At 71.8% G+C, this 21,307-nt stretch carries 17 protein-coding genes; 5 read left to right on the top strand and 12 right to left on the bottom strand.

Annotated elements, in window-relative coordinates; translation table 11 throughout:
* Nucleotides 1–72: 72 nt before the first annotated feature.
* From E6R60_RS09755 to E6R60_RS09800, 10 genes are all read right to left on the bottom strand, one after another.
* Nucleotides 73–345, bottom strand: a complete 273-nt coding sequence (locus E6R60_RS09755) for a DUF1876 domain-containing protein (RefSeq protein WP_136326073.1) — start codon at nt 343–345, stop codon at nt 73–75.
* A gap of 80 nt (nt 346–425) precedes the next feature.
* Nucleotides 426–809 (bottom strand): hypothetical protein, encoded by a 384-nt coding sequence (locus E6R60_RS09760; protein ID WP_136326074.1) that lies wholly within the window; start codon nt 807–809, stop codon nt 426–428.
* Nucleotides 810–842: 33 nt separating this feature from the next.
* Complete coding sequence (locus E6R60_RS09765) at nt 843–4,025, bottom strand: glycosyl hydrolase 115 family protein (protein WP_136326075.1); 3,183 nt, start codon at nt 4,023–4,025, stop codon at nt 843–845.
* 84 nt (nt 4,026–4,109) lie between these two features.
* Entirely contained in the window at nt 4,110–5,642 is a 1,533-nt protein-coding gene (locus tag E6R60_RS09770) for a sodium:solute symporter family protein (protein WP_136326076.1), read from the bottom strand.
* Between the two features lie 71 nt (nt 5,643–5,713).
* Nucleotides 5,714–6,982 (bottom strand): glucarate dehydratase family protein, encoded by a 1,269-nt coding sequence (locus E6R60_RS09775; RefSeq protein ID WP_136326077.1) that lies wholly within the window; start codon nt 6,980–6,982, stop codon nt 5,714–5,716.
* A 47-nt stretch (nt 6,983–7,029) separates the two neighbouring features.
* Nucleotides 7,030–8,127: an endo-1,4-beta-xylanase gene (locus tag E6R60_RS09780; RefSeq protein ID WP_136326078.1), complete on the bottom strand. Its 1,098-nt coding sequence runs from the start codon at nt 8,125–8,127 to the stop codon at nt 7,030–7,032.
* 170 nt (nt 8,128–8,297) lie between these two features.
* Complete coding sequence (locus E6R60_RS09785) at nt 8,298–10,712, bottom strand: glycoside hydrolase family 3 N-terminal domain-containing protein (protein WP_136326079.1); 2,415 nt, start codon at nt 10,710–10,712, stop codon at nt 8,298–8,300.
* Between the two features lie 51 nt (nt 10,713–10,763).
* Complete coding sequence (locus E6R60_RS09790) at nt 10,764–11,657, bottom strand: carbohydrate ABC transporter permease (RefSeq protein WP_136326080.1); 894 nt, start codon at nt 11,655–11,657, stop codon at nt 10,764–10,766.
* A 4-nt stretch (nt 11,658–11,661) separates the two neighbouring features.
* The gene (locus E6R60_RS09795) at nt 11,662–12,591 is read right to left on the bottom strand and encodes a sugar ABC transporter permease (protein WP_136326081.1); all 930 of its coding nucleotides are present in this window, start codon (nt 12,589–12,591) and stop codon (nt 11,662–11,664) included.
* 2 nt (nt 12,592–12,593) lie between these two features.
* A complete protein-coding gene (locus E6R60_RS09800) occupies nt 12,594–13,844 on the bottom strand; it encodes an extracellular solute-binding protein (protein ID WP_136326082.1) in 1,251 nt (416 codons plus the stop codon).
* 214 nt (nt 13,845–14,058) lie between these two features.
* On the opposite strand from E6R60_RS09800, the gene E6R60_RS09805 reads away from it, so the two are divergent.
* The 3 genes from E6R60_RS09805 to E6R60_RS09815 all read left to right on the top strand — a co-directional run bounded on the left by E6R60_RS09805 (nt 14,059) and on the right by E6R60_RS09815 (nt 16,909).
* Nucleotides 14,059–15,117, top strand: coding sequence for a LacI family DNA-binding transcriptional regulator (locus tag E6R60_RS09805; RefSeq protein ID WP_136326083.1), 1,059 nt, complete (start codon nt 14,059–14,061; stop codon nt 15,115–15,117).
* Nucleotides 15,118–15,163: 46 nt separating this feature from the next.
* Entirely contained in the window at nt 15,164–15,688 is a 525-nt protein-coding gene (locus E6R60_RS09810) for a GNAT family N-acetyltransferase (protein ID WP_136326084.1), read from the top strand.
* Between the two features lie 132 nt (nt 15,689–15,820).
* Complete coding sequence (locus E6R60_RS09815) at nt 15,821–16,909, top strand: exo-alpha-sialidase (protein WP_136326085.1); 1,089 nt, start codon at nt 15,821–15,823, stop codon at nt 16,907–16,909.
* Nucleotides 16,910–17,131: 222 nt separating this feature from the next.
* Here the strand turns inward: E6R60_RS09815 and E6R60_RS09820 are convergent, their stop codons facing one another.
* On the bottom strand, nt 17,132–17,809 hold the full coding sequence (locus E6R60_RS09820; RefSeq protein ID WP_136326086.1) for a uracil-DNA glycosylase: 678 nt from the start codon (nt 17,807–17,809) through the stop codon (nt 17,132–17,134).
* A 175-nt stretch (nt 17,810–17,984) separates the two neighbouring features.
* On the opposite strand from E6R60_RS09820, the gene E6R60_RS09825 reads away from it, so the two are divergent.
* Nucleotides 17,985–19,025 carry a BadF/BadG/BcrA/BcrD ATPase family protein gene (locus E6R60_RS09825; protein ID WP_136326087.1) on the top strand — a complete coding sequence of 347 codons (1,041 nt, stop codon included), beginning with the start codon at nt 17,985–17,987 and terminating at the stop codon, nt 19,023–19,025.
* A gap of 121 nt (nt 19,026–19,146) precedes the next feature.
* Entirely contained in the window at nt 19,147–20,070 is a 924-nt protein-coding gene (locus E6R60_RS09830) for a hypothetical protein (protein WP_136326088.1), read from the top strand.
* A 129-nt stretch (nt 20,071–20,199) separates the two neighbouring features.
* On the opposite strand, the gene E6R60_RS09835 is transcribed toward E6R60_RS09830, so the two are convergent.
* The gene (locus tag E6R60_RS09835) at nt 20,200–21,270 is read right to left on the bottom strand and encodes a lactonase family protein (protein ID WP_136326089.1); all 1,071 of its coding nucleotides are present in this window, start codon (nt 21,268–21,270) and stop codon (nt 20,200–20,202) included.
* Between the last annotated feature and the right edge of the window lie 37 nt (nt 21,271–21,307).

The raw sequence follows: 21,307 nt of genomic DNA on the forward strand, positions 1-21,307 counted from the left end.
TCCCGTACTACGACGTCCGTCAAATTACGAAGTCCCTCGTACAAAGGAAATGCCCTTCGGGGCCGCCTCCTCTCAGGTCAGCGGGTACGACGTGCGGCCGGACGCCTCGTCGATCTCGTCGTGGGCCTTGGTCAGCAGTTTCATCGCCAGTTCGTTGAGGGCGCGCGCCCCCGCGATCTCCTCGCCCACCCGGGGCTGTTCGGAGTCCGAGGGATGGCGGCTGGCATAGCCGTGCGCGCGGACCTCGCTCCCGTCGGAGAGCCGCACGAGAGCGGCCGCGCGGGTGCGGTGGGTGTCTTCCTCGAATTCCAGCTCGATGTGCCATCCGACAGCCGTGTGCGTCATGGCGCTCACCTCCGGAGTCTCCCCTCCAGGGTGCGCCCCGTCCCGCGGCGACGCGCGGCGGGACGGGCCGCCGGGCCGGTCTACCGCCCGCGGCGGCGCAGCGTGATGCGGGCGTCGGCGTCGTAGAGCTGGTTCCAGCTGCGTCCGGCGCCCGACTTCCAGGTGATGTGGGCGGTGGCCCCGTCGACGCGGACGGCGTCGACCGTCATGGCGCGGTCGCCGTCGCGTACGTCTCCGCGGCGCAGTTCGGCCGCCCTGACGGTGACCGGGTCCGCCGAGGCGGCGCTCTCGGCCTCGTCCGCCGCGAGGCCGAGAGCGGTGGCCAGTTCCCGGGCCCGGGCGGGGGTGCAGGTCAGTGAGAGCTTCCCCGACGGTGTGCCGATCCTGATCTCGACGCCCGCCCCCACGGGGGTCACGTCCAGGCGTTCGGCCGGCGCACCGGTGTCTTCGTTGCCGCTCTTCATCCGCTCTGCTCTCCCTCGCCCGGGCCCCCGGGCTCAGCGCAGCCGGAGGCTTTCCGGCGGGCCCAGGTAGCTGGGCTTGAGGCCGCCGGTGTCGACCACCAGGTTCTGGAGCACCACCGTGGGGTCGACCATCCAGAATTTCAGCACATGCACTCCGGCGGCGCCGATGTGGTGCGCCGTACTGGTCACGTTGACGTTGTCCGAGGTGTGGCGGGCCCACTGCGCGTTCATGGTGCCGTCGTCGGCCCCCGTCGCCTTCGTGACGTTGACCCGCTGCGGTGGTGCGTCGCCGAAGGAGACCGCGTACGTGAGTCCGTCGGTCGGCAACGGATTGTTGCGGGGCGACAGATACGCGTGGACGGTGACCTGGCCGGTGGTGAACAGGCTGATCCGGTACTCCAGCCGCGGGCTGTTCCCGCCCGGGGTCTGCCGGGCGGCGGTGACCGGGAAGGGTTCCATGCCCGCCCCCGTCCGCCCGATGTCCGGGATGCGCTGCCAGTGGATGCCACCGCCGTCGACGGCCCGGCTGTAGTGGTCGGCCTCGATGGAGACGTATCCGTTGGCCTCGACGAAGCCGGCGAGGCGCGAGCGGGACAGGGCGGGGCGGTCGACGACCGCCGTGACGACGACCTCGGCCCCGTCCGGTCCGGTGACCGTGACCGGCACCTCGGTGACCCCCTTCGGGGCCCTGGCCCAGTCGACGCGCAGGGTGATCCGGTCCTGCTGCTCGACGCGGCCCCGGACACGGTCGGGGGTCAGCCAGGGGGCACCGGTGCGCACGCGGTAGTCGAACGGGGCGCGGCCCCGGTTGAACACCTCGATGTACTGGGCGGGCTGGCTCTGGTACGGGCTGAAGACCGGCAGCACGGCCGGACTCTGCTCATGCGGCCACCATGCGGCCGAACCGTCGACGGCCACGCCCATCTCGGGACCCGCCGGCAGGTCGATGCGCTTGACCGCCGGGAAGAGGACGTCCTTGATCGCGACGTTGTTGATCTCGGGCTGCTGCCAGGGCGCGTTCGGTCCGTAGCGGGCCACGTCCCCGTAGTCGATGTGCGGCTGGGTCTGGAAGCCCTGCCATTTGCCGTCGGCGACCTGGGTGTTGAACCGGCCGGCCAGGGCCAGGTCGTCTGCGAGCCGGGCCTCGGCGGCGGCCGCCAGGTCGTTGGTGAGGGCCCGGCCCTGGGCGGCGTAGTGGAGGTTGGTGAACTCCGCCTCGCGCAGGGCGTACAGATTGGCGGTGGCCTGCACCTCGTAGCCGGCCAGTTCGTACCAGGCGTCCTGGGCGGAGGCCGGCAGCCGCCGCCCGACCCGCTCGGCCTCCGCCGCGAGCTGCCGCCACTCCTCGGTGACGCGCTCCAGTTCGCGGTAGTCCACGATGCTGAAGGGGGTCGCCTCGTCGTCGTACACGATCGCCGAGCTGTCCTTGGCGGGGTCCTTGGCCGGGTTGAGGGTGATCTTCCGGTTGAGGAGTTCGGGCTTGCGCCGCGACTGGAGCCGGGCGTAGGCGCGCAGGACGGCGGCGATCGCGGTGGCCTGCTTCTCGCCGAAGTTCTGCCGGGCGTACCGCTCCTCCCACTCGGGCAGCCGGTCCAGGGGCCACCGGTCGGGGTTCCAGGCGTACTCCAGGAAGAACTGGGTGGGCAGTTCGTTGCCCTTGAGGTCGCCGACGTTGGCCACCCACAGTCCGTGGTTGCCGTAGGCGATGGACTGGTGGAGCTGGTCCCACATGTTGGGCAGGGACGCGGTGTCCACCCACTTGTAGTTGCGGCCGACCCCGACGTAGTCGAAGTGGTAATAGAGGCCGTAGCCGCCCGTCCGGGCCTCGTTCGCGAGGTCGGGCAGCTTGCGGATGTTGGACCAGTTGTCGTCGGTGAGCACCACCGTGACGTCGTCGGGGACCCGCAGCCCCCGGTCCCAGTAGCGCTGAACCTCCTTGTAGAGCGTCCAGACCTGCGGAATCGCGGTGACGTCCTTGCCGGAGACCTCGGCCAGCAGAGCGCGCTGGGTGGCGATGATCTCGGTCATCAGCTCGATGCCGTCGCCGTCGGGGAGGCTGACATCGCCGTTGCCGCGCATGCCGAGGGTGACGACGCCCTCGAAGTCCTCGTCCTTCATCCGGCGGATGCCGTCGGCCCAGTAGGCCTTGATCGCCTCGGCGTTGCGGCGGAAGGACCACTCGCCGGTACCGCCGTAGGGGTCGTGGCCCGGGGTGGTGATGTTGCCCGCGCTGTCGCGTACGGCCGCGACGGCGTGCCGGTTCCACTCCTCGATGCCGCGCATCATGGGGGCTTCGTGCGAGGTGCCCATGACGACGCCGTACGCCTTGGCGGTGGCGTGGTTGAGCGGGTCGTCCTCGGCGAACGCGCGCCCCCAGACGGCCGGCCAGAGGTAGTTGGCCTTGAGGCGCAGCATCACTTCGAAGACCCGGGCGTAGAAGTCGGCGTTGAAGCCGCCCTCGAAGCCGGGCGCCTTGCCGGGGCCGAAGTAGGCGGGGGCCCAGGTGCCGAGCGCCGGGTTCTCGTCGTTGATGAAGAAGCCGCGGTACTTGACGGCCGGGGTGCCCTGGGTGTGGCGGCCGGGCAGCACATGGATCTCGTCGCGGTGTACGGGGACGACGTCGTCCCACCAGTACCAGGGCGACACGCCGATGCCGCGCGAGACGTCGTACGTGCCGTAGATCGTGCCGCGCTGGTCGCTGCCCGCGATCACGAAAGCCCGGTCGACGCCGGGCAGCGGGTGATCGACGACGGTCTGGAGACTCGTCTCCCACTTGCCGTGGATCGCCGAGACGTCGAGCTTGCCCCGGGCGACGAGCCCGTCGATCAGCGGGCTGCGGCCCACGGTGCCGATGATCGTGATCTCCCGGCCCCTGGGCACCGCGCCGTGGGAGAGGGTGGGGCGGACTCCGGTGACGCGTTCGATGTCGCTCTGGAGGTCGCCCGCCACCCGGACGACGCCCGGCCAGTCACGGTCGCTGACGAGGACGGGGACCGCGCGCCCGTTCCTGACCAGGGCGAAGCTGCCGCGCCGCGGCGTGAACGAGATGTAGGCACCGGGGTCCGTGGGCCGCACCTCCGGGATGCGGCCGCTCGCGGACGCCTCGGCGGACAGGCCGAGGAGGGAGCCGAGGGGTGTCGCGGTGAGCGCGGTGAGGCCCAGCCCGAGTCCGAGGACCGCTCTGCGGCCGGCGTGCTGCGGGACGCTGTCGTCCATGCTGCTCTCCTATTTGTTCATATTGATGACAAATTGGGCGGATGGGTGCCCCGAACGGCGTGTCCGGTACGGGGACGGACGTGCTCAGCCGGCGGAGCCGGGCACCGCGGGCCGCTGCCGCACGGCCGGGGCCGGCTCGTCGTCGCCGTCCGGCCCCGAGACCGCCGCGGTGATCGCGTCGGCCGTCGCGTCGGGTTCCGGGGCGATCAGCCCGACGACGGCGTACACCGCCAGCGAGGTCACCAGTGGGGTGACGATGACGAGGGTCTGGTCGGCGCTGTCGAGGACGAACTTCACCAGGACGTAGCCCAGCAGCCCGAGCCCCCAGGAGGACAGCGCCGCCCGCGGGCCGCACCGGCGGAACAGGGGCAGCAGGCCCAGCAGCATCGGGATGGAGATCGGCCCCATCACGGCGGCGACCAGGCCAACGATGATGCCCAGCACCCCGCCGAAGTGATCGGCCTCTATGGCGACGACCATGCTGATGGTGATGAAGACGACCGTGCAGACCCGGGCGACGAGCAGCCCGGCCGACGGGGACAGGTTCCTGGCGCCGCGGACGACGGCCGGAATGATGTCGCGGGTGACGACGGCCGAGACGGCGTTGGCGTCGGAGGACGCCATGGCCATCGTGTGGGAGAACATCCCGGCGAGCGTCAGTCCCACCAGACCGGCGGGCAGATAGGACTCCGCCATCAGCGCGTAGACCTTCTGCGGATCGGTGATGTCCGGCAGCAGCACCGCCGCGGCGAGCGGGGGGAACAGCAGGACCGCGGGCCACACCACGTACAGCACGGCGGAGAGTCCGGCCGACCGCCGGGCGGCCTTCGGGGTGTCGGTGGCCATGTAGCGCTGGGCCAGGTTCCACATGCCGCCGTTGTACTCGAAGAGCTTCACGACGACGTACGCGCCGAGGAACGTGGCGGTGTAGGGGCCGACCAGCGGATGGCCGTGCCCCTCCGGCAGCCGGTGCCAGATCGTGCCGAGGCCGGATATGCCGTCGCCGAGCCTGTCGAGCACCACCCAGACCATGGCCAGGGCCGCGAAGCCCTGGATGATGAACTGACCGAAGTCGGTGAGTGCGTCGGCCCACAGTCCGCCGACGGTGCAGTACAGCAGGGTGACCACACCGGTGATCAGGATGCCCGCCGTCATGGACATACCGGTGAACACGTTGAGCAGGACCGCCACCGACGCCCATTTCGCTGCGACGTCGAAGACCTTGAGCAGGGCGCCGCTCCAGGCGAGCGCCTGCTGAGTGGGGACGTTGTACCGCTTGGCCAGGTACTCCAGCGGCGAGGCGACGGCGTACCGCCGCCGCAGCCGGTTCCAGCGCGGGGCGAACAGCCAGGCGCCGACGCCGGTGCCGAGGGCGAGCGGCAGGAACGCCCAGACGTAGACGGTGATTCCGTAGGTGTACGCGATCGCCGCGTACGCGACGAACACGGCGGCGCTGTAGCCGGACATGTGGTGGGAGATGCCGGACAGCCACCAGGGCATCCGGCCGCCACCGGTGAAGTAGTCGCTGACGTCACCGACGCGCTTGTGCGACCAGAGGCCGATGAGCAGCATCACCAGGAAGTAGCCGCCCAGGGCGGCCCAGTCGAGAGGGGCCATGACAGATCCTCGATGTCCTGTGAAGGGGTGCGGGGCGGGGCGCCCGGGCCGGCGGCGGGCCCCGGGGCAGGTCACCAGCGCGGTGACCTCTTCTCGTAGCCCGGGACGATCCGCCGCATGTAGCCGGTGTCGTCCCGGTTGCGCAGACCGCAGGCGAGGTACTGCTCGTGCAGCCGGGCCAGCGCGTCCCGGTCGAGCTCCACACCCAGCCCCGGCCCCTCGGGAACCCGGACGGCCCCGTCGGCGAACTCGAGGGCGCCCGGTTCGACGACCTCCTCCGTCTTCCACGGCCAGTGCGTGTCGCAGGCGTAGGTGAGGTGGGGTGTGGCGGCTGCCAGGTGGGTTATCGCGGCCAGGCTGACGCCGAGATGGGAGTTGGAGTGCATGGACAGCCCCATGCCGAACGTGTCGCAGATCCCGGAGAGCAGCTTCGAGCGGTGGAGACCACCCCAGTAGTGGTGATCGGAGAGCACCACCTGCACGGCCCGCCGCTCGACGGCGGGCGCCAGGTGCCCGAAGGCGACGACGCACATGTTGGTGGCGAGCGGGATCGGGGTCTGCCGCGCCACCTCCGCCATGCCCGCCAGGCCGGGGGTCGGGTCCTCCAGGTATTCGAGGACCCCCTCCAGCCGGCGGGCGACGGAGGCCGACGTCGGCACGCTCCAGGCCGCGTTCGGGTCGAGCCGGAGCGGCACGCCGGGGAAGGCCGCCCGCAGGGCGAGGACCGCCTCGATCTCCTCCTCGGGCGGCCGGACACCTCCCTTGAGCTTGATCGCCTTGAATCCGTACGCGTCGACCATGCGCCGGGCCTGCGCCACGAGGGCGTCCGGATCCAGCGCCGCTCCCCAGTCGTCGGGTTCGGCGCCGGGGTGCCCGGCCCACTTGTAGAAGAGGTAGGCGCTGAACGGGACGGAGTCCCGCACCGCGCCGCCGAGCAGATCACTGACCGGGCGGCCGGCGGCCTTGCCCTGGAGGTCCAGACAGGCGACTTCGAAGGGGGAGAAGACCCGATCGGCCGTACTGCTGCTCGTGATCATCCCGGTCAGCCCCGAGCCGCCGGCGCCGTCGTCCCCGGCGAGCGCCCCGGCCACCGTGCGGTGCATGGCGCCGAGTGCGTACACATCCATCCCGGTGAGGGCGTCGGCAGCCGTCCGCAGGCGGCGCAGATGTCCCTCGTCGGCGTACGTCTCGCCGAGGCCGACGAGCCCTTCGCCGGTATCGACCTCGACGATCGCCCGCAGCGCGTACGGTTCGTGCACGCCCACGGCGTTCAGCAACGCCGGGTCCCGGAAGGCCACCGGGGTGATTCTCACTCCGGTGATCCGGAGGGTGTTCCTCATGCCGATGCCCTTCCGGTGAGCGGTCGGTCCCGGCCCGCGGTGAGCGGTCAGTCCCGGCCCGCGGCGAGCTTCAGGTCCTGGGTCAGGGCCTTGTAGGCGGGCTTGGCCGCGTAGTTCTCGTCGAAGAGGTTGGCCGCGCCCTCCCCCTCGAAGACGCCGGGCACCCACGAGTACTTGTCGGTGAAGCCCCACACGGTGAAGTCGGTGCAGCGGCGGGTGAGCAGGCAGCCGCGGAGCAGCACGTCGTACCCCTCGGCCTGCGCCTCCTGCTTGGTGCTGTCGGAGGGCATCGGGACGCGGACGTCGGCCTCGGTGATCGCGGTCTCCAGCCCGAGGTCGTCGAACCGCTTCATGTTGTCGGCGATGTCGTGCGGGGCGTTGTACTGGACGGAGAGGTGTCCCTGGATGCCGACGCCGTCGATGGGTACGTGCTGCTTGCGCAGCTCCACGACCAGCTTGTAGAGCGCCGTGCTCTTGGCGTTGACGCCCTCGATGTTGTAGTCGTTGATGAACAGCTTGGCCTTGGGGTCGGCCTGGCGGGCCCACCGGAAGGCGTCCGCGATGTAGCCGGGGCCGAGCTTGCGCAGCCAGATGCTGTCGCGCAGGGTGCCGTCGTCGTTGAAGGCCTCGTTGACGACGTCCCACTGCCAGATCCGGCCCTTGAAGTGGCCGGCCTCGTCGGTGATGTGCTTGCGCAGGATGGCGCGCAGTTCGCCGGCACTGAAGTCGCCCTCGGTCAGCCAGGCCGGCAGCTGGTTGTGCCAGAGCAGGGTGTGGCCGCGCACCAGCTGCCCGTTGGCCCTGGCGAAGTCGACCAGCTCGTCCGCAGCCGCCCAGTCGTACGTGCCCCGCTCCTTCTCGACGACCTCCCACTTCATGACGTTCTCGGGGGTGACGGAGGTGAACTCGCTCGCCGTCTTGGCGCGGTAGGGCGCGTCGTCCGCGAGGGCCGCCATGTCGACGGCCGTGCCGATGCGCAGGTCGGCCCGGAGGCCGAGGGCTCCCAGACTGCCGGCGGCGGGGAGCTTCGGCTTCCCGTGCGAGCCGGAGTGCTCGGGGGCGGCCGAGGCGCTGAGGGTGAAGGAGGAAACGAGCAGGGCCGCGGCGGCGGTGCCGATCATGGCGGCCTGGGCTGTCTTGCGCATGACATATCCCTTTCGGTGGGCGCGCCTCCCCGGAATTCGAGTGCCGGGATCGACGCGCGTGCGATGAAGATGCTTCGAAAGTTTCGTGAGCCTCCCCGCATCCGGGCGGGACGTGCGCGTGGTGCGGGGGGCTCACGAAAGGGATGGTGCGGCTGTGCGGGCGGTGCCGGTCAGTGCGCGGCCGGCTCCGGTACGGGGGCGGGCTCGACCGAGGCGCCGCAGGCGAGCCGTCGCGTGTGGTCGACGACGCGCTCGGGTCCGGTCAGCCGGAGCCTCAGGGTCCGGCGGACGTCGGCCGTGTCGCTGGAGGCGGCGAGCCGCAGTTCCAGCTCGCCGGGCTCGACGACGCGACGGCCGCCTATGCCGGTGAAGGACGCCAGGTCCGCGTGGAAGCGGAACCGGACCCTGGCCGCCGCTCCGGCGGCCAGCGGCACCCGGGTGTAGCCGATGAGCCGCGCCTGCGGACGGGTGATCTGGGCCACCGGGTCGTGCAGGTAGAGCTGCACCACCTCGGCGCCGTCGCGCTCCCCCGTGTTGCGGACCGTGACCTCGATGTCCGCGGAGCCGTCGGTGGTGATCTCGGCCGGTTCCGGGTCGCCCTGCTCCCAGTCGAAGGTCGTGTACGAGAGGCCGTGCCCGAAGGGGTAGAGCGGTGTGGGGTCCAGGTTGCTGACCCCGCTCACCAGCCCCAGCGGCGGCTGGAGATACGTCCACGGCTGACCGCCCGGACCCTGCGGAACGCTCACCGGGAGCCGGCCCGACGGGTTGACCCGGCCGGAGAGCACCCCGGCCAGCGCCGGACCGCCCTCCTCACCCGGGAAGAACGTCTGCACGACGGCCGCCGTACGGTCCGCCCAGCGTCCCAGCCCGTACGGGCGGCCCGCCAGCAGCACCAGGACCACCGGGGTGCCGGTGGCCAGCAGCGCGTCGAGGAGTTCGCCCTGCACGCCGGGGAGTGACAGATCGGCCGCGTCGCAGCCCTCGCCGGAGGTGCCGCGGCCGAAGAGACCGGCCCGGTCGCCGAGCACGGCGACGCAGACATCGGCGTCCGCGGCGAGCCGGGCGGCCTCCGCGATGTGCGAGGTGTCCGTTCCGTCCACCTCGCAGCCGGCGGCGAAGCCGATGCCGGAGCCGGGGAACTCCCCGCGCAGCGCCTCGAGCACCGTGGGCACGTCGATCCCCCGCTCGAACTCGGGGTGCGAGACGCCGACGTGGCTGGGGAAGGAGTAGCAGCCGAGCATGGCCAGCGCGTCGTCGGCGCGGGGCCCGACCACGGCGATCCGCCCGGCGTCCCGCAGCGGCAGCGTGCCGCCGGGGTTGGCGAGCAGGACACAGGCCTGTTCGGCGAGCTCCCGGGCCAGGGCCCGGTTCTCCGGGGGGTCGAGGTCGACGGTGTCGCGGACCTGCTCCGGCTCCGCGCCCTTCAGTACGGCGGGCAGCGGCGACCAGTCGGGGTCGAGCAGTCCGAGTTCGCACTTCTGGAGCAGGACGCGGCGCAGGGCCCGGTCGACGAGCGCCTCGTCCACCGTCCCCTCCCGTACGGCGGCGACGAGGACGTCGCCGTAACTGCGGACGGTGGGCAGTTCCACGTCGACGCCGGCGCCCAGGGCGAGCCGGGCGGCGTCCGCGCGGTCGGCGGCGACCTTGTGCAGGGTCTCCAGGAAGCCGATGCCGAAGTAGTCGGCGACCACGGTCCCGTCGAAGCCCCAGGTGTCGCGGAGGAGCCCGGTGAGCAGGGCCGGGTCGGCGGCGGCGGGCAGGCCGTCGATCTCGGCGTACGAGTGCATCACCGAGCGCGCCCCGCCCTCCAGCAGCGCCATCTCGAAGGGCGGCAGGATCACGTCCGCCATCTCACGGGCCCCGGCCCGCACCGGTGAGAGGTTGCGCGCGCCGGCGGAGGCCGCGTATCCGGCGAAGTGCTTGAGGGTCGCGATGATGCCCGCGGACTCCAGTCCGCGGACGTAGGCGGTGCCGATGGTGGCCACCAGATAGGGGTCCTCGCCGATGGTCTCCTCGACCCGGCCCCAGCGCAGGTCTCGCACCACGTCCAGAACGGGCGCCAGCCCTTGGTGGACACCGACGGCACGCATGTCGGCGCCGATCCGGCGGGCCATCTCGGCCACCAGCTCCGGGTTCCAGGCCGCCCCCCACGACAACGGGACGGGGTAGGCGGTGGCGCCCCAGGCGGTGAACCCGGCCAGACACTCCTCGTGGGCGAGGGCCGGGATGCCGAAGCGTCCCGCCTCGACGATCCGGCCCTGGGCGCGGGCCAGGCCGAGGGCGCCGACGCCGGGGTCGACCGGGGCGGTGCCGAAGGGCCGGGTGAGCTGGCCGAGGCCACGGGTGGTCAGGTCGCCGAAGTCGACGTCGTCGACCATGTCGTTCTGGTGCGGCGCGACCCCGTCGCCGTCGGCGTCGGCGCCCACCCAGATTCCGTACAGCTGCGCGGCCTTCTCCTCCAGGGTCATCCGGGGGATCAGATCGGCCACCCGCTCCTCGGGGGTGCGGGAGGGGTCGCGCCAGGGGCCGTCGACGGCCGCGGCCGCTCCTGTGCTGCGGGCATGCGGGACTGCGGGGATTGCCATGGGGGCAGGGGTTCCTCTCATGAGTACGGTGGCGCGGGGCGGCGTGGAGCGCTACTTGCCGCCCACCCCCATCAGTCCGTTGACCAGTGCCTTGCGTGCCACGAGGTACACGGCGAAGATCGGCACGACGGAGAGCACGATCGCGGCCAGGACGGCGGGCACGTTGACCCCGAACTGGGACATGAAGTTGAAGAGGCCCAGCGTGAGCACCCGGTTCTCCTCCGACTGCGTCAGGATCAGCGGGAACAGGAACCCGTTCCACGCCTGGAGAGCCGTGTAGATGGCCACGGTGCTGATGCCCGCCTTGGACATCGGGATCGCCAGCTGCCACAGCATCCGCAGGGGGCTCGCGCCGTCGAGCGCCATCGCCTCGTACATCTCCTCGGAGACGTCACGCATGGTGCCGCTGAGGATCAGCACGGCCACCGGCATCGCGAACGCGGCGGTCGGCAGGATGATGGCCGGCAGGCTGTCGTACAGACCCATCTTGCTGATCAGCAGGTACAGCGGCACGATCACGGCCTGCGCGGGGATGGCCACGCCGAGCAGGAAGGTCCGGAAGGCGAGCGAGGAGAGCCGGCTGCGGGTCCGTACCGCGACGTACGCGACGGGCACCGAGAGCAGCAGGACGATGGCCACCGTGGCCACGGCGACGATGGCCGTGTTGGTGAGCATCGTGGAGAAACCGCTGTCGAGCACGGTGCGGTAGTTGTCGAGCGTCGGGTCGGTCGGGACGGCCAGCGGATCGCCGTTGAGTGCCTCGTCCTGGTGCATGAGCGACGAGGAGACCAGCGTGTAGAGCGGGACGATGACGAGCAGCAGCCAGACCAGCGAGCCCAGGCCGGCCAGGGGGTTGCCCCACTTCCGGCGGCGCCGGGCGGCGGCCAGCCGGCTCCGGGTCACGGGCGACGCGGGGCGTGCCACGGGGCGGGTGTCGATTGACATCTCGTCACATACCTTCCCGGGTGGACCGCATGTTCCCGAAGCCGCTGAAGCGGACCAGGATCAGCGACAGGGCGGTGGCCACCACGACCAGGGCCGTGGCGATCGCCGCGGCGTAGCCGAGGTCGTAGGTCTGGAAGCCGGTCCGGTACATCAGATACGGCAGCACGGTGGTGTCCGTGCCGGGACCGCCCTTGGTCATGATCAGCACGGTGTCGAAGTACGTCAGCGAGCCGACGATCATCAGGACCGAGGAGGTCGTGATGGTGTTGCGCAGTTGCGGCAGGGTGATGTGGAAGAACTGGCGGAGCATGCCGGCGCCGTCGATCTCCGCGGCCTGGTACAGGACCTGGGGGATCTGCCGGGTGCCGCCCTGGTAGATCAGGGTGTGGAACGGCATGAACTGCCAGCCGCCGACGAAGGCCACGGTGAGCAGCGCGCCGGTGGACGAGCCCATGATGTTCGGATCGATGCCGAACCAGGGTCCGATCGTCTTGATGACACCGAAGTTGGGGTCGAGCAGCGCGTGGAACAGCATCGCGATGGCCGTGGTGGAGAGCAGCAGCGGGATGAAGAAGACCGCCGAGAGCACGGCCCGGCTGCGCTGCCTGCCCGCCGCCCAGACGCCGAGCAGCAGCGCCACCGGGGTCTGGAACGCCCAGCTGATCGTGGTGAGGAGCAGGCTGAGCCACGCGGCCTGCCGGAACTCCGGGTCCTTGAACAGCCGGGTCCAGTTGTCCGCGCCGACGGGTGTCGGGGAGTTCAGCCCGTCCCAGTGGCAGAAGGAGAGGTAGACGGCGATCGCGAGTGGGACGATCGCGAAGAGGGCGAAGAAGAGGATGCCGGGCACCGCCCAGGCGACCGGGGGGCGGCCGACGTTACCGGCGGCCGCCTTCCTTCCTCCGCGCACCTTTTTGTACGAAGAGACGTGGGACATTGTTACTTGACGGCCTTCATCGCGGCGACGAACTGTTCCGGGGTCGACTTGCCGGCGAACAGCTTGCTGATCTCGGTGAGCAGCGGGGTGGCGTACCGGGACTCCAGTGCCTGGTCCCAGGAGAGGGTGAAGTCCGGGGCCTTCTGGACCATGTCGTACTGGTCGGTGGCGAACTTCGGGTTGGGCGAGCCGCTCAGCATCGAGGCGGCGTTCGACGTGGTCGGGACGTCACCGTTGTCGACGAGCGCCTTGCTGTAGGACTTGGCCGCCATGGCCTTCAGGAACGCTATCGCCGCGTCCTTGTGCTTGGTCCTGGCGTTGACCGACCAGTAGTTGGTGGGGTTGCCCACCACGTTCGCCGCGTCACCGACGCCGCCGGCCACGGTCGGGAACGCCGTCCAGCCGAGGTCCTTCTTGGCGAACTCGGGCGCCTTGCCCAGCTGCGTCGAGTACTCCCACGAGCCCATCAGGTGCATGGCGGCCTTGCCCTTGTTGAGCAGGGTGGGCGCGCCTCCGTTGCCGTAGTCGACGGAGTTGAAGTTCTTGCCGAAGGCGCCGTCGTCGACGAGCTGCTTGACGGTCTGGGCCGTCTTGAGCACGGCCGGGTCGCCCCAGCCGGAGGTGTCGCCGTTCTGGATCTTCCGGAAGACGTCGGGGCCGCCGATCCGGTCCAGCAGGTACTCCATCCACATCAGCTCGGGCCACTTGTCGGAGCCGCCGAGGGCGAACGGGGTGATGCCCTTGCCCTTGAAGGTGGTGATGGCCTTCTGCAGGTCCTCCCACGTCTTGGGGGGCTCGATGTGGTTCTCGGCGAAGAGGGCCTTGTTGTAGAAGAGCATCACGGGCTGCATGCCGCGCATGGGGATGCCGTAGGTCTTCCCGTCGAGGCCACCGGCGGTGACGATCGACGGCAGGAAGCCGTCCTTGAGCGTGGCGTCGTTCTTCACCGTCGACGTGAGGTCGACCAGCTGGTTGGCTTCGACGTACGGCTTGATGGAGCCGCCGCCCCAGTTGAAGAAGATGTCGGGGGCGCTCGGGGAGCCCATGGCGCTCCGCAGCTTGTTGACGTATTCGGTGCCCGGAACCGGAACGAGCTTGACCTTGACCTTCGAGGTCTTGTTGAACTCCTTGACCGCGGCTTCCTGCACCTTGACCGCGTCGTCGCCGTAGACGTACGCGGTGAGGGTGCCGCCGCCGTCACCGCCGCCGCCGCCGTTCGACCCGCAGCCCGCGAGCACGCCTGCCATGACCATGGCCGCACCCGCTGCGGTCAGTCTCGCCGCACGCGTACTCTGAGTGAATATTCCCGACCCCATGACCGCACCTCTGTCGAATGTTTCGGCCCTGCTTGCGAATGTTGCCGGAACCGTACGGTCGCGTTTCGGGCCAGTCAAGAGGTCCGGACAAGGGAATTTTCCTCGGGGGCCCACCCACCCCTCCTTGCGGCGGGCAGTTACGATTCCCTGTATGAGCCCCGCAAACGTCCAGTCACATCAGGAGAATGCGCCTGCCGGCGAGTCGTCGGACGGCACCGCCACGTTGGCGGAAATCGCCCGGGCGGCCGGAGTCTCGGCTCCGACAGTTTCGAAAGTGCTGAACGGGCGGGCCGATGTCGCCCCCGGCACCCGCACCAAGGTCGAGGAGCTGTTGCTGCTGCACGGCTACCGCCGCAGACGCGGCTCCACGACCCAGTCGCAGCTGATCGACCTGGTCTTCCACGAGCTGGACAGCGCGTGGGCCATGGAGGTCGTGCGCGGCGTGGAGAACGTGGCGCGCGAAGAGGGGCTGAGCCTGGTGCTCTCGGAGAGCGCGGGCCGTCTCACCCCCGGGCAGACCTGGGTGGACGGCGTGCTGGCCCGCAGGCCGGTCGGGGTGATCCTGGTCCTGTCGGACCTCACCGCCGCCCAGCGCGCCCAGCTGACCAGCCGCAACATCCCGTACGCGGTGGTCGACCCGGCCGGCGACCCCGGCGACGACATCCCGTCCGTCGGGACGACGAACTGGCAGGGCGGCCTCGCCGCCACCCGCCACCTCACCGGGCTCGGACACCGCCGGATCGGGGTCATCAGCGGCCCGTCGCGCATGATGTGCAGCCGCGCCCGGGTGGACGGCTACCGCGCCGCCCTGGAGACCGCGGGCCTGCCGATCGATCCCGCCCTGTTCCGCGAGGGCGAGTTCCAGCACGAGGCCGGCTACACCGCGGGCCTGGAACTGCTGCGCATGGAGGACCGGCCGACGGCCGTCTTCGCCGGGAACGACCTGCAGGCGCTCGGCGTGTACGAGGCCGCGCGGGAACTGGGGCTGCGCATCCCCGAGGACCTCAGCGTGATCGGTTTCGACGACCTGCCGCTCACCCGGTGGATCGGGCCGCCGCTGACCACGGTGCGCCAGCCGCTGATAGAGATGGCCGAGACCGCCGCCCGGCTGGTCCTCGACCTCGGCCGGGGCCGGCAGCCCGCGACCACCCGCGTCGACCTGGCCACCAATCTGGTCGTACGCAGCAGCACGGCGGCCCCCGGCCGCTGACCATGTCGGTTGCGACCGCGGTGGGACGTGGCTACCGTCGCGCGGCATGAAGACTCCTGTCCTGCACACGCGGCGGTTGCTGCTGGAACCGTACGCACCCGCCGACGAGGAGGACTTCGTCGCACTGTTCCAGGACGCCGGGGTGGGGCGCTGGATGGGCGACGGCGTGAACGCGGAGGCCGAGGACCGCGCGTTGTTCGGCCGTCTCTTCACGAAGGTGTACGCGCAGGACCTGTTCGGCGTCTGGGTGGTGCGGCACGAGGGGCGCACGGTCGGGCACGCGGAGATCAAGCCGTCCCCCACTCCCGGCGTCGACGGGCACGAGATCGTCTACGCGGTGGCCCCGGCGGCGTGGGGGCGGGGGCTGGGCACCGAGATCGCCCGGACGCTGGTCGCCCACGGCTTCGGCGCCCTGGGCCTGACCGAAGTGCACGCGACGGTGAACGCCGCCAACGAGCCGTCGCTCGCCCTGCTGGACCGGATCGGCTTCCGTCATGTCCGTGACCTCACCGAGGACGACGGAGGCACGACCCGCCTCCTGACCCGGACGAAGGGGCCCGAGGGGCTCTGAGGCCGCCCGGCGGCCGAGACCCGTCGCCCGCCGCGGAAGCGGCGGTGTCCGGAGCCGTCCTGCGCGCCGCTGTCAGTGGCCGGGTGCAGACTGGCCCGTATCCGGCACAACGGCGTCTCGGGAGGTTCGGTCATGACCGATGTTCTGCTCACCGTGGGCACCCGCAAGGGGCTCTTCATCGGCCGCAGGAGCGGCGATGCATGGGAGTTCGCGGGTCCGCACTTCAACGCGCAGGCGATCTACTCGATCGCCATCGACAAGCGCGGCGACGTCCCCCGGCTGCTGGTGGGCGGCGACAGCGCGCACTGGGGCCCGTCCGTCTTCCACTCCGACGACCTGGGTGCGAGCTGGACCGAGCCCACGCAACCGGCCGTCAAGTTCCCCGAGTTCACCGGGGCGTCGCTGGAGCGGGTCTGGCAGCTGCATCCGGCGGGCCCCGAGGCCCCCGGCGTCGTATACGCCGGCACCGAGCCGGCCGCCCTGTTCCGTTCGCAGGACAGGGGCGAGTCGTTCGAGCTGGTGCGCCCGCTCTGGGAGCATCCGACGCGCTCGAAGTGGGTGCCGGGCGGGGGCGGCGAGGGGCTGCACACGGTACTGACCGACGAGCGGGACCCGCGGTCGGTCACGGTCGCCGTCTCCACCGCGGGGGTGTTCAGGACGGCGGACGGCGGCGAGAGCTGGGTCCCGGCCAACCGGGGAGTCTCGGCGGTCTTCCTGCCCGATCCCGACCCGGAGTTCGGCCAGTGCGTCCACAAGGTCAGCCGGGACGCCGTCGATCCCGACCGGCTCTATCTCCAGAACCACTGGGGCGTGTTCCGCAGCGACGACGCCGGGGACAGCTGGACGGACATCGGCGCGGGCCTGCCCTCCGACTTCGGCTTCGCGGTCGCGGCACACCCGCACCGCGCGGACACGGCGTACCTCTTCCCGATCAACGCCGACGCCGACCGGGTGCCGGCCGGACACCGCTGCCGCGTCTTCCGGACCACCGACGCGGGCGGCACCTGGGAGCCCCTGTCGTCGGGGCTGCCCGACGGCGCGCACTACGGCACGGTGCTGCGGGACGCCCTCTGCACGGACGACGCCGATCCGGCGGGTGTGTACTTCGGCAACCGCAACGGAGAGGTGTACGCGAGCGCGGACGACGGCGACAGCTGGCAGCAGCTCGCCTCGCACCTGCCGGACGTGCTGTGCGTCCGGGCGGCCACGATCGACGGGTGACGGCGGCCTCGCACCGCAGGACCGGCGCCAGGTCCTGTCCGGAGTTCCGGCGCGGGAGAAGGAACGGCGTCCGGTGCCGTCGGATCCGGGGCGGAGGAGGGAGCCGACGCGAAGGAGGCCCCTCCCCTGCCCTTCAAGGCTATGGGGGAATCGGCGACCGACGGCAACGCCGCAGGCCGCGGTGCCGGACGCCGCGACGCCGAGGGGGGCTCCGGACAGGACCTACGGCAGGCGCCAGTCCACCGGCTGCGCCCCCTGCCGGGTCAGGAGTTCATTGGCCTTGCTGAAGGGGCGCGAGCCGAAGAAGCCGCGGTCGGCCGACATGGGCGACGGATGGGCGGACTCGATCGCCGGATAGTCCCCCAGCAGGGGCCGGAGGTTGCGGGCGTCGCGGCCCCACAGGATGGACACCAGCGGGGTGCCCCGCGCGGCCAGCGCCCGGATGGCCTGCTCCGTGACCGCTTCCCAGCCCTTGCCGCGGTGGGCGGCGGGCTTGCGGGGTTCGGTCGTCAGCGCCCTGTTCAGCAGCAGGACGCCCTGGCGCGTCCACGGCGTCAGATCGCCGTTCGACGGGCGGGGCAGCCCCAGGTCCGTGTGCAGCTCGCGGTAGATGTTCTCCAGGCTGCCGGGCAGCCGGCCGACCTCCGGTGCGACCGCGAAGCTCAGCCCGATGGCCATCCCCGGTGTGGGATAGGGGTCCTGACCGACGATCAGGACCCGCACCTCGTCGAAGGGCTGCTGGAACGCCCGCAGCACGTTGGCCCCCGACGGCAGATACGTGCGGCCGGCCGCGACCTCCGCCCGCAGGAAGTCCCCCATCTCGGCGATGCGCCCCGCCACGGGGGCCAACGCCTGGGCCCAGCCGGGCTCCACCACTTCGTTCAACGGTCGCGCTGTCACAGGAGTCACCCTACCGGCGTAGGGGCGGGCGCCCCGCCGCTCCCCCGCCCCGGTGAACGCGCAGGCCACACGCCCGCGTCCCGGCGCCACCGGTCCACCGCGATCCGCCCGGGAACGCGCGACACGCGTGAGGATAGGCTGCCGCCGTCCTTCCTCTGCTGACGGGAGCCGCTCCATGGAGTCAGACGGCCACGCGCCCGGGGAGTACGTCCTCGGGGTCGACTCGGGCGGTTCCGGGCTGAGGGTGGCCCTGGCCACCGTGGACGGGGACGGCCCCCTGGACACCGTCGCGTGCGCCGAACCGGTGCGCACCGGGCCCTCCGGCATCGACGCCGGCCATCTCCTCGATCAGTTGCTGCCCACCGTCCGGCTGCTGCTCGCCCGGCACGGCGGCGACGGACGGATCGCCGCCGCGACGATCGGGGCGGCCGGCATGGCCACGCTGGGCGACCGGCTGCGCGCCGAACTGCCCCCGGCCCTGACGGAGGCGTTCGGGCTGCGGAGGCTGGCGCTCGCCGCCGACGCGGTGACCGCGTACGCCGGGGCGGTCGGGCAGCGGCCCGGCGCCGTCGTCGCGGCCGGCACCGGCCTGATCGCCCTGGGCACGGATCTCACACGGTGGCGAAGGGCCGACGGGTGGGGGCATCTGCTGGGCGACAGCGGGGGCGGCGCCTGGATCGGGCGGGCCGGACTCGACGCGGCCATGCGCGCCCATGACGGCCGGCGCGGCGGCTCGCCCGCCCTGCTGGCCAGGCTGGAAGCGGTGTTCGGCCCGGCGCCCGATCTGCCCGGCCGGCTCTATCCGCGTACCGACCGGCCCGCCGTCCTCGCCTCGTTCGCCCCCGAGGTGGCCGCGTGCGCGGCGCACGATCCCGTCGCCGAAGCGATCCTCCGCGACGCCGCCGGACACATCGCCGAGGCAGCCGCCGCGGTGTGCCCGCAGGCCGGTGCGGACGGTTCCGGATGCGAAGTGGCGCTGACCGGAGGCCTGTTCCGGATGGGCGAGCCGCTGCTCGTACCCCTGCGCGAGGAGCTGGCGCGACAGCTGCCGCACGCACGGGCGGTCCCCGGTCCGGGTGATCCGCTGGCCGGTTCGCTGCGGATCGCGCAGGCGCTCGCCACGGAAGGTCTGCGGTTGCCGCTCCATCCCACGCTGTTCCGGGTCACCGGACCGGGGCAGGAGTCCGGCGCCTTCCCCGTGGCGGAGGCACCTTAACGGGGGCGACAGAACAGGGCAGTCGACCAGTAAGCCACTGATCGGATAAATGCGGACAGACGACGCTCGACCGGGCCCTACCCGAGCAGCGGGGTACCCAAAACCAGTAGCATGCGGCGCCATGAGCACCCCCACTGGGCCCGCTTCCGGCCTGCCTGTACGAATGCCGCGACCTCGCCAGTCCGGACGGCACCGCCGCCCGGAGCCCGTGGTCGCACCTGAGGGCGCTGCCGCGCTCGTTCTCGCCGTTCCCGGTACTCCCTCCCCGGCCAGCCGCAGTCTGGCCGAAGAGGTCATCAGCATCGCCCGCTCCGAGCTGCCCGGTCTGAACGCCCTGATCGGTTACCTCGACGGCGACGACGCCGAGTACCCCAGCCTCGCCTCCGTGCTCGCGCACGCCGCCGCCGAGCGCATCGCGCGCTTCGAGCAGGCGAAGGCCGCCGGCCGCGAGGTCGCCGAGCCCGAGGGGCACGCCGCCGTCGTGGTGCCGCTGCTCGCGGGCCCCGAGAGCACCCTGGTGCAGCGGATGCGCCGTGCGATCGAGGAGAGCGGTGCTCCGGCCGAGCTGACCGATGTGCTCGGCCCGCATCCGCTGCTCGCCGAGGCGCTGCACGTGCGCCTCTCCGAGGCCGGTCTCGCCCGCGCGGACCGCGCCAGGCTGTTCACCGTGGCCACGGCCGCCGACGGCATCGTCCTGGCCACCGTGGGCGGCGAGGAGGCCGTGCAGGCGGCCGGGATCACCGGCATGCTGCTGGCCGCACGGCTCGCGGTACCGGTGATGGCCGCCGCGCTCGACGTCGAGGGCTCGGTCGCCTCGATCGCCGAGCAGCTGAAGGGCTCCGGCTCGCTGCAGCTGGCCGTGGCGCCCTACCTGGTGGGGCCGGAGGTCTCCGAGGGCCTGCTGGACGCCGCCCTGAAGGAGGCCGGCTGCGCGAGCGCCGAGCCGCTCGGCGCGTACCCGGCCATCGGCAAGCTGGTCCTGTCGATGTACACGACCGCGCTCGGCATCGCTCCGGCGATGGCGCAGGGAGCCCAGGCCCTCTGATCCGAACCACGGGCGGCCGGGTGCGCCGCCCGTCGCTGGGTGGGGCGGGGCCGGACGACGCGCCCCGCCCCACCCGTGACACGCGTACGCCCCGGGACCCGTTGGTGGTCCCGGGGCGTACGCCGTTCCTCAGGCGAAGATCACGCAGGAGGCCGAGGGGACCTTCAGGGACCCTCCCGGAGCGGGGACGCCGGTCTCGGGGTCCACGGTGAACCAGCTGACGTCCCCCGACCGCTCGTTGGCCGCGTACAGCCGCCGGCCGGTGGGGTCGAGGGCGAGGTCGCGCGGCCAGTGCCCGCCGCACCCCACGGTCGTGACGAGGGACGCCTGCTCGCCCGTGGCGTCGAGGGCGAGCACGGAGATGGTGTCGTGCCCGCGCGTGGCCACCCACAGGAACCGGCCGTCGTGGGCCACCACGGCCTCGGACGGATAGCTCGCCGGGGCGGCGCCGCCACTCGCGCCGGCAGGCAGCACGGGCGTCTCCCCGAGGGCCTCCAGGGTCCCCGCTGCGGCGTCCCACCGGCACACCGTGACCGTGGGCTCCAGCTCGTTCACCACATAGGCGTGGCCGCCCCCGGGGTGGAACGCGAGATGGCGCGGGCCGGCCCCGGGCCGCAGCGCCGTCTCACCGTGCGGGCGAAGCTGCCCGGTGTCCGGGTCGAGCGCGTAGATCCATACGGAATCGGTGCCGAGGTCGACGCTGAGCACCCAGTTCCCCGTCGGATCGGGAAGGACCTGGTGGGCGTGCGGCCCCTCCTGGCGCTCGGTGACCGGGCCGCTGCCCTCGTGGGCGCGTACGCAGCCGGCCTCACCGAGCGAACCGTCCGCGAGCACGGGCAGGACGGTGACGCTGCCGGAGCCGTAGTTGGCGGTGACCACATGGCCCGCCGCGACCGCGAGGTGCGTGGGGCCGTTGGCGTCGACCGGCCGCGTCTCCCCCAGGAGCCGCGGCACGCCGTGGCTGACGTCGAGGGCCGCGGCCGCGCCCTTCTCGCTCTCGCTGACCGCGTAGAGGACCGTGCCCCCGGGGCCGGCGCCCCGCCCCAGTGCGAGGTACGAGGGGTCGGGTACGACGTCCGTCGCGCCGAGGACGGTGAGCGCCCCGGTCTCCCGGTCCACGGCGGCGACGGTGATGCCGTGTCCGCCCGCCGAGGTGAACGATCCGATGAATGCCCGTCCGGCACCGTTGCTGCTGTCCACCGCACTGCCTTTCTCCGCCGACTGATCGCGACGGCGG

Source organism: Streptomyces sp. A0642 (genome assembly GCF_004795105.1).
Lineage (GTDB): Bacteria > Actinomycetota > Actinomycetes > Streptomycetales > Streptomycetaceae > Streptomyces.

Excerpts from the sequence above, each read along its gene's own strand:
- E6R60_RS09755 (WP_136326073.1), bottom strand. The coding sequence starts at position 345 with ATGACGCACACGGCTGTCGGATGGCACATCGAGCTGGAATTCGAGGAA.
- E6R60_RS09760 (WP_136326074.1), bottom strand. The coding sequence starts at position 809 with ATGAAGAGCGGCAACGAAGACACCGGTGCGCCGGCCGAACGCCTGGAC.
- E6R60_RS09765 (WP_136326075.1), bottom strand. The coding sequence starts at position 4,025 with ATGGACGACAGCGTCCCGCAGCACGCCGGCCGCAGAGCGGTCCTCGGA.
- E6R60_RS09770 (WP_136326076.1), bottom strand. The coding sequence starts at position 5,642 with ATGGCCCCTCTCGACTGGGCCGCCCTGGGCGGCTACTTCCTGGTGATG.
- E6R60_RS09775 (WP_136326077.1), bottom strand. The coding sequence starts at position 6,982 with ATGAGGAACACCCTCCGGATCACCGGAGTGAGAATCACCCCGGTGGCC.
- E6R60_RS09780 (WP_136326078.1), bottom strand. The coding sequence starts at position 8,127 with ATGCGCAAGACAGCCCAGGCCGCCATGATCGGCACCGCCGCCGCGGCC.
- E6R60_RS09785 (WP_136326079.1), bottom strand. The coding sequence starts at position 10,712 with ATGGCAATCCCCGCAGTCCCGCATGCCCGCAGCACAGGAGCGGCCGCG.
- E6R60_RS09790 (WP_136326080.1), bottom strand. The coding sequence starts at position 11,657 with ATGTCAATCGACACCCGCCCCGTGGCACGCCCCGCGTCGCCCGTGACC.
- E6R60_RS09795 (WP_136326081.1), bottom strand. The coding sequence starts at position 12,591 with ATGTCCCACGTCTCTTCGTACAAAAAGGTGCGCGGAGGAAGGAAGGCG.
- E6R60_RS09800 (WP_136326082.1), bottom strand. The coding sequence starts at position 13,844 with ATGGTCATGGCAGGCGTGCTCGCGGGCTGCGGGTCGAACGGCGGCGGC.
- E6R60_RS09805 (WP_136326083.1), top strand. The coding sequence starts at position 14,059 with ATGAGCCCCGCAAACGTCCAGTCACATCAGGAGAATGCGCCTGCCGGC.
- E6R60_RS09810 (WP_136326084.1), top strand. The coding sequence starts at position 15,164 with ATGAAGACTCCTGTCCTGCACACGCGGCGGTTGCTGCTGGAACCGTAC.
- E6R60_RS09815 (WP_136326085.1), top strand. The coding sequence starts at position 15,821 with ATGACCGATGTTCTGCTCACCGTGGGCACCCGCAAGGGGCTCTTCATC.
- E6R60_RS09825 (WP_136326087.1), top strand. The coding sequence starts at position 17,985 with ATGGAGTCAGACGGCCACGCGCCCGGGGAGTACGTCCTCGGGGTCGAC.
- E6R60_RS09830 (WP_136326088.1), top strand. The coding sequence starts at position 19,147 with ATGAGCACCCCCACTGGGCCCGCTTCCGGCCTGCCTGTACGAATGCCG.